The organism is Paenibacillus sp. UASWS1643 (assembly GCF_008693195.1).
GTDB lineage: Bacteria > Bacillota > Bacilli > Paenibacillales > Paenibacillaceae > Paenibacillus > Paenibacillus amylolyticus_B.
The window spans coordinates 740,473-753,069 of record NZ_VXKZ01000115.1 but is presented as its reverse complement, the minus strand read 5'-3'; the positions used below and the strand labels follow the sequence as shown (position 1 = coordinate 753,069).

Below are 12,597 nucleotides of genomic sequence, written 5' to 3'. Positions count from 1 at the left end.
AAACCTGTGTCCTATTCTGCAAACTTCAAAGATCGAATTGGCCGGTTTGCCATCTATGCCATCGTCATCATGCTGGCATTGGTATGCCTTCTTCCTTTATGGAATATCGTCGCCATTTCATTCAGCAGCAGCGAGGCGGTATCCGCAAATGCAGTAGGTCTCGTTCCGGTCAATTTTACAACAGCGGCTTATACCAAAATCATTGATGATGCACAGTTCTGGCGTTCCTTTGGCATATCTGTTCTACGTGTCGCGCTTACCCTTGTGCTTAACATGATTTTGATTATTTTAATGGCTTATCCGCTATCCAAATCGAAGAGGGATTTCAAAGGCAGAAACATTTATATGAATATCATGATTTTTGCCATGTTGTTTAGCGGAGGCATGATTCCGAGTTACCTGCTGATCAAAAACCTGGACATGCTGAATACGATATGGGCACTCGTTCTGCCAGGCGCTGTCCCCATATTCAGTGTCATCCTTGTGATGAATTTCTTCTCCGCTGTACCTAAGGCGCTTGAAGAAGCAGCGTTCATCGATGGAGCAAATCCCATTCAGGTCTTGTTTAAAGTATATGTCCCTGTGTCCATTCCTGCGCTGGCGACAGTTGCCTTATTCAGTATCGTGGGTACATGGAATGACTTCTTCAGTGGTTTGATCTATATGACCAAAGTTAGCAATTACCCGCTAATGACCTATATTCAGTCCCTTAACGTGAATATTGCCGATTTGCTTCAAGCGGGCACCAATTCCAGTGAACTCAGCAACCTGACTGAAATTTCGAACAAAAACCTGAACGCAGCCAAAATCGTAGTTGCTGTTATCCCGCTATTGCTGATTTATCCGCTGCTGCAAAAATACTTTGTGACTGGCATTGTTGTAGGATCGGTCAAAGAATAACATTAGAAAGGTTGAATGGAACATGGAAAATAAAAAATGGTGGAAAGAAACCGTTGTATATCAAATATATCCACGCAGCTTTCAAGATCGTAACGGTGATGGAATTGGCGACTTGAAGGGCATTGTGTCCCGATTGGATTATTTGCAGCAACTCGGCATTGGTGCGATCTGGTTATCACCCGTTTGCAAGTCTCCTCAAGATGATTACGGATATGATATTTCAGATTATCAGGACATTGATCCGATGTTTGGGTCTTTGGAAGATATGGAAACGTTAATTCTTGAAGCCAAGAAACGTGACATTCGAATCATCATGGATTTGGTGTTGAACCATACCTCGGATGAACACCCCTGGTTCCAAGAAGCCAAAAAAGGCAAAGACAATCCGTACCATGACTACTACGTCTGGAGAGATGGCGTGGAAGGAACACCTCCGAACGACTTGGGGTCCACCTTTGGTGGTTCAGCTTGGGAATGGGTGCCTGAGATCGGGCAATATTATTTGCATCTATTTTCCGTAAAACAGCCAGATCTCAACTGGGAAAACCCCAAAGTCCGGCAGGAAATATACAACATGATCAATTGGTGGATCGACAAGGGTGTGGGTGGTTTTCGACTTGACGTGATCGACTTAATCGGTAAAGAACCGGATTTGAAGATTACGGGAAATGGACCTAATCTGCATCAATATATCAGGGAACTGAGCAAGGAGACGTTTCAAAAAGCGGAAGACCTGCTAACGGTTGGAGAAACATGGGGCGCCACTCCGGAAATCGCCAAACTGTACAGCAATCCAGACGGTAGTGAGTTTTCAATGGTCTTCCAATTTGAACACATCAGTTTGGATGAACAAGAAGGCAAAGGAAAGTGGGATCTTAAACCTTTGGATGTGATGGCATTAAAAAAAGTGCTGTCCAAGTGGCAAACGGAGCTCAAGGGTGATGCCTGGAACAGTCTGTTCTGGAACAACCACGATTTGCCGCGTATCGTATCACGTTGGGGAAATGATGGAGAATTCAGAGTTGAATCGGCTAAAATGTTGGCTACCCTTCTTCATGGCATGCAAGGTACGCCTTACATATATCAAGGTGAAGAGTTGGGTATGACGAATGTTCAATATTCGATCGAGGATTATCGGGATATTGAATTGCTCAACTTTTATAAGGAAAGAATGGGGAAAGGTTATCCTGAACAAAGTGTGATGGAGTCGATCTACGCCAAGGGACGTGATAATGCACGTACACCTATGCAATGGGATACTTCCGATAACGCGGGTTTTACACAAGGGGAACCTTGGATTAAGGTGAATCCAAATTATAAGCAGATCCATGCCGAGGAAAGTTTGAATAATCCCGAATCCATATTCCATTATTACCGGAAGTTAATTCAATTACGAAAAGATCATGAAGTCATTGTATATGGTGATTATGAGCTGATCTTTCCAGAGAACCCAGACGTGTTTGCATATACCCGAACGCTGAATGGTACGACAATTCTTGTGGTATGCAATTTCCAGGGATATACGACAGAACTACCGCTTCAGGAGCAATTGACAGGGTCCCATCGGCTTTTGATAGCTAACTATACAGGTGAACTATCGGAGAGCGAATTACGTCCATACGAAGCCAGAATGTACCTTATCCATGATTAAAGCATAATACGTTATATAATGTTCAGTTCTCAAGAAAGAAGGATTGTATTCAATGAAAAGAGTATGGTGGAAAGAAGCAGTAGCTTATCAAATCTATCCGAGAAGTTTTATGGATTCCAACGGAGATGGGGTTGGTGACATCAAGGGGATCATATCTAAACTGGATTATATTCAAGATCTCGGTATTGATCTGATATGGATCTGTCCGATGTATAAGTCACCTAACGATGATAATGGTTATGACATCAGTGATTACTGTTCCATTATGGATGAATTCGGCACGATGGCTGACTTTGATCAATTATTGCATGAAGTGCATCATCGCGGCATGAAACTCATTATGGACTTGGTAATCAATCATACAAGTGACGAACACCCGTGGTTTATTGAATCCAGAGCTTCACTGGATAATCCCAAACGGGATTGGTACATCTGGAGAGATGGGAAGAATGGGGACGAACCGAACAACTGGGAGAGCATCTTTGGCGGTTCTGCTTGGGAATATGATGAAGTCTCCGGACAGTACTATCTCCATCTGTTCTCCAAAAAACAACCGGATTTGAATTGGGCAAATCAGGAAGTTCGGAAATCCATATATGAAATGATGAATTGGTGGCTGGATAAAGGGATTGATGGTTTCCGTGTGGATGCAATCAGCCATATTCACAAAGAAGAGGGCCTCTTGGATATGCCAATCCGAGAAGGCGTCAAGTATATCTCTTCTTTTGAAAAGCATATGAATGTCAAGGGAATCCAGAGTTATCTGCAAGAAATGAAAGAGAACACTTTATCCAGATATGACGTCGTGACTGTTGGGGAAGCAAATGGAGTTAAGGTAGAGGACCAAGAAGATCTGCTGGATTGGATCTGTGAAGTCAGAGGGAAATTTAATATGGTCTTTCAATTCGAACACCTGGACCTCTGGAAAAACAGCACAGATAGACAACTGGATGTTCCCAAATTGAAAAACGTCTTGACCAAGTGGCAAAAATCACTGGAAGGCGTCGGCTGGAATGCTTTGTTTATAGAAAATCATGATCAGCCCCGTAAAGTCTCAACTTGGGGAAATGATACGGAGTATTGGTATGAAAGTGCCACAGCACTTGGAGCCATGTACTTTTTCATGCAAGGCACCCCATTCATCTACCAGGGGCAAGAGATAGGCATGACAAATGTGGCTTTCCCTTCCATAGCGGATTATAACGACATAGCCGATCGGAATTTATATCAGATCAAACGCGAAGAGGGGATGTCGCATGAGGAGATCATGAACATCATCTGGGCTTCGAGTCGCGATAATTCCAGAACGCCGATGCAATGGTCTTCGGCCAAAGAGGCCGGGTTTACCAGCGGTACGCCATGGCTGAAAGTGAATGACAATTACATCAATATTAATGTAGAGAAACAACTCCAGGAACCACGTTCTATTCTTCAATTTTATAAACAAATGATTCAGCTGCGAAAAGAGCACGATACGTTGACTTATGGTATTTATGAACTTCTTTTGCCGGATCATCCGAGTGTATATGCATATACACGTACACTGGCAGACGAACAGGTGCTGGTAGTAATCAATCTTTCTGAACACATGGTGGAGCTTGAGGAAAATGAGCTTGGCCTCAACTTTTCAGAGATCTGGCTTACCAACTATGAGAAAGGTTTACTGCCACTGGTGTTGCGACCGTTCGAAACCATTGTTGGATTAAGCGATAACGTGTAAGCAGGAAACGTAAAAAAGCGTCTATATCATGGCCTGAATGATATAGACGCTTTTTATTGTTGTTTGGCAGGAGTATCAAAATTCGCCAATAAACCGTTACATTTGTTAGCCAAATGAAATTCAGCGGAGAATGTTAGTTTTATTGATGGAGAACATCCGCGTATTCAGAGATACGTTCGAAACGTCCCTTGGCAAACGGGCATAAAGGTAAAATCTTAATACCATTTTCCCGCGCGTATTCCACCATAGCTTTGATAAGTTCATCGCCAAGCCCTTGTCCTCGGTAAGCATTTTCCACCAAAGTGTGATCAATTATGTATAGCTCTGGACTCGAGATTACATAGGTCATCACCGCAGCAATGTCACCGTTATCTTGAATAAGGAATCTTTTATTGGCAGGTTCATGTTCTACGTTATGCATGTTCATCCTCTTTCTTTGTTGAATATTCACCGTCCAGAAGCTTATACGTCAAAGCTCCGCTTGGACATGTGTCAATATGCCGGGCAATGGCCTCCGAAGTGTCACCATCAGGATCAACCCAAGGTCGCTTGCTTAAATCAAAAACAGCAGGGAGACCTTTTACGCAAATACCGGAATGAATGCAGACATCCGAATTAAACATAACCTCGATATCTTTACCGTAATATAATTTCTCTTTAACCATAATGCATTCACATCTTTCACTGTTGAGTTTGTTACAGATCGATATCCCAGGCATCCATGGTAGGCCATGTCTGCCAAGCCCTTAATGTCCGAATTATAAATGAGGAATCGTTAATAAGTCAACGTGACACAGAACAAGAACACGGTCATTCTATGTGCTGATCATAACCCTGAGTCCTCCGAAAAATTAACGCTCCAAGAAAGTTATGTTTCCAGCGATTCTAAGTTGTCATCTAATAATACCCATAATGAGATTGGGAACTTATTTAGTGACTTCGATCTGAAATTGATCGGAATATGATTTGAGGTTGCCTGCAAGACCGGCGAGTTCCCCGGAGATGTTCGACAGTTCGCTTGCCGATCGCTGCTGCTCCACAGCACTAGCCGTGACTTCTTCGGCCATGGCTGAAGTTTCCTCGGTTGCGGAAGCAATATAACTGAGGTTTTGTTCCAACTCCTGACGAATAGAGTGCATATCCATCGTCCGGCTGTCTAAACTCTGAGCCAACTCATGCACTTCGGTCGATAAGCGGCTAACCTGTCCAAATGCCTGGAGGCAATCAGCGATCTGTTTCTCCTGTTCCTTAACAGCTACCATATTCGCATCAAAATGACTGCCCATCCGATGTATCTCTTGAACAAATGAACCCAGGATTTCATCAATCTCCTGGATCGAACGTTCGGATTGTTGAGCGAGCTGTCCCATTTCACCTGCAACGACTGCAAAGCCTTTACCCGCTTCTCCAGCTCGGGCTGCTTCAATTGAAGCATTCAGGGATAGTATTTGAGTTTGTTTTAAAATGTTGTGAATTTGACCGCTAATAGAGGAAGCGAGTTCGGATTGAGTCGTCAGAGACCTGGAAATATCCTGTTGATGCTCAACACGCTTGGCATTCTCTCGGCCCTTCTCAAGTAGAACCTCATGTTCACGTGTAACTTGTACTTGAACAGAAGATAGCTGCTCTGAAGTATAAGTAAACTGTTTCACATATGAACCTACTTCATCCATTATTTTGCTCAGATTCTCTGAATGCTGGACGGAGTGTTCTGTCTCTTCAGCCTGTTTCATTGAACCTATGGCAATTTCCTCAATCGCTCTGGAAAGTTCTTCGCTCTGACGCTGGTTTGTCTGAGCGGTTTCCGAAATATCTTTTGATGACTGCTGTAATGTATTTGAACCTTGCTGTATTCCCATCAGAATGTTCGTCAATTGGGCAACCATGATGTTAATCAAATCACTGATGTCACCGAGTTGATCATTGGACATATGTGTGGATACGACTTTGAGATTGCCATCAGCAACCTGTTCGAGGCTTGACTTAATATCGCGTACTTGTCTAAGAATACCTCGTACTACGAATAACATCATGACCAAAGAAAGAATCAGTACAATCACAAAAATCGGGATAATGGTCCGATAAGCATTATTCACGGATGTCGCGGAGACTTGATTCACTGCTCCAGCAGAAATATCAATGCCCAGATAGCCAATAACAACGCCTTGCGAATCCTTGATTGGTGTAAAGGAGGACAATAGCTGTCCCCAAGTTGGATCATCTACAATGCCTGTTGTGACGACTTCACCGCGTAACAAGCGTTCCTGAATCTGGGGATTAAATTCCATTGCAGTCCCGTAAGGGCTATATTCCGTATCGTCCCAATTCGCTCCATCTACGGTGTAGAACCACCCGTCCGAAGTTTTGTTATACATATAAACATACAAGGCTCCCGATTGAAGCCTAACTTTAACGAGTTCGTCCCTAAGACTTTTATATTCGTTGCTCTCCTCTGAAGCAGTAGAAGATAATGTCTTAATTAATTCCGACTCCTGACCTAGTTGAGAGGCGGTATTCACAGCCAGCTGCTGATTGTTATGCTGTATGGTCATTAATGATGCATTTTCACTGGAGTCGATGGTGGCCCATATGATTAGACCGCCCATGGCCAGTAGCGGAACAAGAATAATCAAATACAGTTTGAATCTTAAATCCATCTTTTTTTTGTAAGTCTTTCTCACGTTCGGTTCCCCCTTGGATGTAATAAAGTAATTATGGTTATTCGTATAACCCCATACTATTTATCGTAATATTGAAGGGGGAAATGAAGACTAACACTAAATTTGTATATACATATACGTAGATTATAAACTAACGTGTAAAAGTGAGAACTATCAAAATTTGTGTAATATAAGATAAAAAAACTACCAGCATCAAGCCACCACTCAGGATTCAGTATATTTTGCATTATAATGAGCTACCTGTTGGGAGAAAGCATGCCTCCCTATGGTAAGAAATGAGAAGAGTGTCTCCTGCTAATTTCTCGTTAAAATACTTCTTCCACTTTGGACAAAAATGAAGAGACCATAGCTCATCGCTATGGTCTCTTTCTGCTGGACATAAAAATTAATAAAAAATTGCCTTACTCATTTCAACTGTCCTTTATAGCCTACCATTGAACCGTTGGATTGCTTCCTCGGTCACCGGCGTGAAGAGATTAACCAGATTACCGTCAGGATCGCGAAACAGCACAGCACGATTCCCCCACGGCATTGTGGTAGGTTCCTTTACCCACTCATCGACAAACGACTTCAAGCGCTCGTATTCGGCATCCACATCGTGGACGTGGAACTCAATAATGACAGTACGATTGTTTGCCGCCACAGCGGAACCAGCGCCAAACAGTTGCACCGTCTGGGAGTGGCCGATCGCTAGAGTGCACGATGGCATAACAAGTTCGGCAAAGACAGGTGCAGGGCGTCCTGCGGTAACACCCATAATTTTCTCATAGAACTCGACGAGACGATCCACGTCATCAGTAATGATGCGCACAGAAGCAAAATTCACGAGATATCATCCTTCCTATAATAAGTAATACATTTTGGATCAAAAAACACTTCGTATTTACCTCTACTCCTTTACAATTGCTTACTCCAACTATACAAATACACTACTGACAACAGTATGTCAGTAGTGTTTTATGAAGAAACCACCGTCCACTAGCCATCATTCTATAGAAAGTATTAGAGTTTCAAAGTGAGGGTAAGTGCTAAAAATCGATTGTACTTGGTGGTAAACAGTGTTACTCTAAAAGTCTGTGTTCGACAATATATTCATTACTAGCCACCAATTTAGTTGTAAAGAAAGGTAACACTATGATAAAAGTTGAAAACTTATCCTTCTCATTTCCACAAAAGGAACTATATAAAAACATTTCATTTACGTTTGAAGAGGCACAACATTGTGCTTTTATTGGAACAAGCGGCAGTGGGAAAAGTACATTGATCGATATCCTGATGGATCCGGAACGATATTTGTTCGAGGGCAAGTTAGAGATAGACCCCGATTGCAGAATCGGGTATGTGAGTCAGTTTTTGCAAGTAGATAACACAAAAGAAATGACCGTTTTTGAATATATCGCAGAAGAATTCATCAAGATACAAGATGAAATTACAGCGATTTATGCGGAGATGGCCACCACATCGGATATGGATTCCCTGATGGAAAAGCTTCAATTGGCTTTGGATGCCTTCGAAGCGATGGATGGGGACAATTTCGAAAAAAACATCAATAAACAGTTAAACCTTGCCAACCTCATGAAGCTCAAAGATCTTAGTATATCCGCCATAAGCGGCGGGGAATTCAAACTTATTCAAGTGATGAAGGAAATGCTGAACCGTCCAGACTTCATGATTATGGACGAACCCGATGTATTTTTAGACTTTGAAAACCTGAACGCGCTTAAAAAATTGATTAACTCCCACAAGGGAATGCTGCTGGTCGTTACGCACAACCGTTATCTGTTGAATCATTGTTTCAACAAAATCATACACCTCGAAAACACAGAGCTCCAGGAGTTTGACGGGCGATATATCGATTATAACTTCTCGCTGCTTCAGACTAAAATTGAGCTGCAAGAAATCGCGGTTGCTGAAGCTGAAGAAATTGAGAGATATGATCATATCATCGACAATCTTAGAGAGATCGCCACGTATAATTCAGAAGCCTCCAGAGGCAGAGCGTTAAAAGCCAGAGTCAAGTTTCAAGAGAGATTGGAAGCACGTCGAATAAAAGAGCCATTTGTCGATATCAAACAGCCGAATATCCGTTTTGGGATCGATAAGGAAATGGAAGACACCGTTGTGGTTAACGTCAATAATTATAGCGTTTCCTTTGACGAGTTGCTTTTGGAAAATGTGAATTTTGAGATCAAATCGACAGATAAAGTAGCCCTGATCGGTCCTAACGGTACCGGGAAGACGACTTTACTCCGAGAAATCTTTAAAAATAATCAGGATTCCATTGAAATAAATACTGATGTTAAAGTGGCCTATTTATCTCAGGTTCAAGGCGAAATGCTAAAAGATTCGAATACCATACTAAATGAATTCATTGATTCCGGCTTTCAAACGTATGATGAAATTAGATCGTATCTTCCAAACTATGGCTTTGAAGGAGAAATCCTTGTTCAAAAGATTGAATCGTTATCTGGCGGAGAAAAAAACATGCTTCAATTGGCTAAAGTTTCTGCCAGTCAAGCCAACGTATTGCTCCTAGATGAACCGACAAGCCATTTAGACATCTATACACAAATCGCATTGGAGAAAGCCATTGAAGACTACAAAGGTGCGATTATCATGATTTCTCATGATTTCTATTCTGTTGTAAATGGTATGGATTATGTTTTAATTATCGAGGACAAAATGATTAGTAAAATGAGTATAGAAGAATTCAGACAGATGATTTATGCGAGTCATTTTGATGAAAACTATCTAGAAAATGAACAAAAGAAAAAGTCTGTTGAAATGAAAATTGAATTGGCTTTAAAAGATACTAATTTTGAACTTGCTAAGAGTTTGGTTGATGAGCTAGAAAAGCTGATTAAGTTGCTTTAGACAAGGTGAATATTCCATAAATCTAAATCCCCCTGTATGTGGATTAATCCGCATACAGGGGGATTTACTTCTAGAAACAGCTAAACGAGCTGATTCGCTGCAGATCAATGCCGGTGTATAGCCAGAAGAAGCCATTCCAACGGAAGCCAGCCACCGAATTTCTCCCTACAAATACCGGGTACATCCAGAAGCCGGGACCACGATCCGGCCAAATATATGTGTAGCGAAACAGACAGCCGGATATGGCTCTTGGATCTACCGCATATAACGAAGCGGGTTGCTGTGGAATGAATGATGGTGGCGGCCCAGTAGGTGCCTGCACCCCTTGTGGCCCGCCGCCTCCACCCCCAGGGAACGATGGCGGACCAGGAATTCCACCGGGTCCTCCCGGTCCTCCGGGACCCCCAGGTCCGCCGAACCCTCCACCAGGTCCAAAAGGAGGTAAAAATGTCATATCACATCACTCCTGTTCATTAGTCTAATGTATTGTATGTAGGCAATTGAGCAGGGGAATGGGTGGAAGCCTATAGAAGGCTGCTAATAATCAAGTCGAATCAAGCAAATTAAATTGCAGAAAAATGTCGAATAAAGTGATTGCTAACTAATTTATTGTGTGATATTATGATCCAGTAAACGTTTACATCGATAACGAATTGAATATTAGCAGTGTTTGGCTGTTACTGGTAAAGCAGGCATGACCAAAATGATTTTGCATTTTCCTTATGTGAGTAGGGGAAAGCATATCGTTTTGGTCTTTTTTTATATCCAAATTCAGAAATGAGGCAATGTTATGGATTATCGCAAGTTGGGACAAGAGATTACGGAATTGGTTGGAAAGAAAGATAACATCGCTCGGCTTACGCACTGCGCAACCCGACTGCGGTTCGAACTGCACGACATCTCCAAAGCAGAGACAGAAAAACTTAAAGCACTCCCAGGAGTCATTACCGTTGTGAACAATGGTGGACAATACCAGGTTGTTGTGGGCAATGAGGTGCAGCAGGTCTACCGAGTTATTACTCAGCAGATGGGTTCGGCTACCCGAAGTGCGGAATCCAAATCGGATTCTGGCAAAAATAACGGACCAAAGCAAAAACAGAGCTGGATTTCCAGATTCATCAGCGTGATCTCAACGACATTTACTCCGGTCATTCCGGCAATCATTGGCGCGGGTATGATCAAAGCGATATTAGCCGTACTTGTGCTGACAGGTCTCGTAACGACGGAAAGCCAAAACTACTATATCCTTAATACCATTGCGGACGCGGCTTTTTATTTCATGCCTATTCTGCTGGCTTATGGAGCTTCCATTAAGTTTGAAACAAGTCCAATTCTGGCGATGACAGTTGCCGGTGTGTTGTTACACCCGGGATGGAGCGCCCTGATGGCGGAAGGAAAAGACGTGTTTTTCATCGGTGTTCCAGTTCGACTAACCGATTACGCGGGCTCCGTGCTGCCGATTATTATCGTCGTTTGGCTCATGTCCTATATTGAACGTTTCGCGGATCGGGTATCGCCTTCAATGATCAAATTTTTCACGAAACCAATGATTGTACTATTGATTACAGCACCACTTGCATTGGTGGCGATCGGGCCTTTCGGAACGTACCTGAATGATCTGGTTGCGATGGGTGCAGAAGCGATTAATGCCAGAGCCAGTTGGCTGATTCCTTTGTTAATGGGAACTTTGCAACCATTCCTGATCGTAACAGGTACCGCATGGGCCATGACGCCGATTGCAACTAGCCAACTAACCAAAAATGGATATGAAATGATCAACGGTCCGGGAATGCTCGCGTCCAATATTGCTCAAGGTGGGGCCACGCTTGCTGTAGCATTAAAAACGAAAAACAAAAAACTCAAACAGCTCGCAGCTTCATCCGGTTTCACCGCTGTGCTGGGCATCACGGAACCATCCTTGTACGGTGTAACGCTGAAACTGAAGAAACCCTTAATTGCCGCAATGATTGGTGGTGGTGTAGCAGGGATATATGCTGGTCTGACTGGATTAGTACGTTATGCCTTCGTTTCTCCGGGGCTTGCCGCGTTACCTGCCTTCATTGGAAGCAATCCGATGAACATCGTTCATGCCATTGTGACTTGTCTGATCGCTTTTGTTGTTACCTTTGCTCTGACATGGATTATTGGTTTTGAGGATCCAGTGGATGATGAAGAAGAAGGCAATACCAACGTTAACGATGACAAGACACTTTTCGGGCAGCCTGTTCAAGACAACAGCCCAGACACTAAGTCTGCTGCAAAAACAAATGCAAATGTACCACGCCAAAATGAATTACGCCCACTTACAATCGCCAGCCCGATGCAAGGGGAATTAGTCCTTCTAGACCGTGTACCAGACGATGTCTTCTCTTTGGGATTACTGGGTAAAGGCGCTGCCATCATTCCTGCCAAAGGAGAACTGTATGCACCGATCACAGGTGAAGTTACGGCTTTCATGGACTCCAAACATGCGGTCAAATTAAATGGTTATGATGGAGAAGAGGTGCTCATTCATATTGGAGTGGATACCGTCAACCTGAAGGGGAGACATTTCGACTCTTCCATTAAAGTAGGGGATCGCGTACAACGGGGGGACTTGTTGATCAGCTTTGATATCGAAGCCATCAAGGCGGAAGGCTACGAAGTCATAACCCCGATTATTATCGCCAATTCGGATCGTTTCCCGGATATTAAGCTGGAGAAGCAGAGTCCTGTTGAGGTTGGAGCAACCATTATCCACCTTTCGTAACAACCGTAATACGGTCCGTCAT

10 protein-coding genes are annotated in these 12,597 nt (G+C 43.0%); 5 read left to right on the top strand and 5 right to left on the bottom strand.

Going from position 1 to position 12,597, the window contains the following annotated elements:
* The first annotated feature begins 6 nt into the window (after window positions 1–6).
* Genes FE296_RS27725 through FE296_RS27715 form a run of 3 tightly spaced genes read left to right on the top strand, consistent with a single transcriptional unit; the run spans window position 7 to window position 4,271 of the window.
* Window positions 7–900, top strand: a complete 894-nt coding sequence (locus FE296_RS27725; protein WP_124114857.1) for a carbohydrate ABC transporter permease — start codon at window positions 7–9, stop codon at window positions 898–900.
* Window positions 901–922: 22 nt separating this feature from the next.
* The gene (locus FE296_RS27720) at window positions 923–2,551 is read left to right on the top strand and encodes a glycoside hydrolase family 13 protein (RefSeq protein WP_150367123.1); all 1,629 of its coding nucleotides are present in this window, start codon (window positions 923–925) and stop codon (window positions 2,549–2,551) included.
* A gap of 52 nt (window positions 2,552–2,603) precedes the next feature.
* Window positions 2,604–4,271 carry a glycoside hydrolase family 13 protein gene (locus FE296_RS27715; RefSeq protein ID WP_150367122.1) on the top strand — a complete coding sequence of 556 codons (1,668 nt, stop codon included), beginning with the start codon at window positions 2,604–2,606 and terminating at the stop codon, window positions 4,269–4,271.
* A gap of 139 nt (window positions 4,272–4,410) precedes the next feature.
* Here the strand turns inward: FE296_RS27715 and FE296_RS27710 are convergent, their stop codons facing one another.
* The 4 genes from FE296_RS27710 to FE296_RS27695 form a co-directional block, all read right to left on the bottom strand.
* Window positions 4,411–4,692, bottom strand: coding sequence for a GNAT family N-acetyltransferase (locus FE296_RS27710; protein WP_036615433.1), 282 nt, complete (start codon window positions 4,690–4,692; stop codon window positions 4,411–4,413).
* On the bottom strand, window positions 4,685–4,936 hold the full coding sequence (locus FE296_RS27705; RefSeq protein ID WP_036616061.1) for a (4Fe-4S)-binding protein: 252 nt from the start codon (window positions 4,934–4,936) through the stop codon (window positions 4,685–4,687). Before FE296_RS27705 ends, FE296_RS27710 begins: the two co-directional genes overlap by 8 nt.
* A 261-nt stretch (window positions 4,937–5,197) precedes the next feature.
* Window positions 5,198–6,928 carry a methyl-accepting chemotaxis protein gene (locus FE296_RS27700; RefSeq protein WP_223869060.1) on the bottom strand — a complete coding sequence of 577 codons (1,731 nt, stop codon included), beginning with the start codon at window positions 6,926–6,928 and terminating at the stop codon, window positions 5,198–5,200.
* Between the two features lie 445 nt (window positions 6,929–7,373).
* Window positions 7,374–7,778, bottom strand: coding sequence for a VOC family protein (locus FE296_RS27695; RefSeq protein ID WP_150367120.1), 405 nt, complete (start codon window positions 7,776–7,778; stop codon window positions 7,374–7,376).
* Between the two features lie 308 nt (window positions 7,779–8,086).
* Here FE296_RS27695 and FE296_RS27690 point away from each other — a divergent pair, with 308 nt between their 5' ends.
* Window positions 8,087–9,826, top strand: a complete 1,740-nt coding sequence (locus FE296_RS27690) for an ABC-F family ATP-binding cassette domain-containing protein (RefSeq protein WP_150367119.1) — start codon at window positions 8,087–8,089, stop codon at window positions 9,824–9,826.
* 70 nt (window positions 9,827–9,896) lie between these two features.
* Here the strand turns inward: FE296_RS27690 and FE296_RS27685 are convergent, their stop codons facing one another.
* A complete protein-coding gene (locus tag FE296_RS27685; protein WP_105598863.1) occupies window positions 9,897–10,280 on the bottom strand; it encodes a transporter in 384 nt (127 codons plus the stop codon).
* Window positions 10,281–10,616: 336 nt separating this feature from the next.
* Between FE296_RS27685 and FE296_RS27680 the strand changes: the two genes are divergently transcribed.
* Window positions 10,617–12,575, top strand: coding sequence for a beta-glucoside-specific PTS transporter subunit IIABC (locus FE296_RS27680; protein WP_150367118.1), 1,959 nt, complete (start codon window positions 10,617–10,619; stop codon window positions 12,573–12,575).
* Window positions 12,576–12,597: the final 22 nt, after the last annotated feature.

Bases quoted from the DNA above. Each gene is read 5' to 3' on its own strand.
- FE296_RS27685 (WP_105598863.1), bottom strand. From the start codon at position 10,280: ATGACATTTTTACCTCCTTTTGGACCTGGTGGAGGGTTCGGCGGACCT.
- FE296_RS27690 (WP_150367119.1), top strand. From the start codon at position 8,087: ATGATAAAAGTTGAAAACTTATCCTTCTCATTTCCACAAAAGGAACTA.
- FE296_RS27710 (WP_036615433.1), bottom strand. From the start codon at position 4,692: ATGCATAACGTAGAACATGAACCTGCCAATAAAAGATTCCTTATTCAA.
- FE296_RS27705 (WP_036616061.1), bottom strand. From the start codon at position 4,936: ATGGTTAAAGAGAAATTATATTACGGTAAAGATATCGAGGTTATGTTT.
- FE296_RS27700 (WP_223869060.1), bottom strand. From the start codon at position 6,928: ATGGATTTAAGATTCAAACTGTATTTGATTATTCTTGTTCCGCTACTG.
- FE296_RS27680 (WP_150367118.1), top strand. From the start codon at position 10,617: ATGGATTATCGCAAGTTGGGACAAGAGATTACGGAATTGGTTGGAAAG.
- FE296_RS27720 (WP_150367123.1), top strand. From the start codon at position 923: ATGGAAAATAAAAAATGGTGGAAAGAAACCGTTGTATATCAAATATAT.
- FE296_RS27715 (WP_150367122.1), top strand. From the start codon at position 2,604: ATGAAAAGAGTATGGTGGAAAGAAGCAGTAGCTTATCAAATCTATCCG.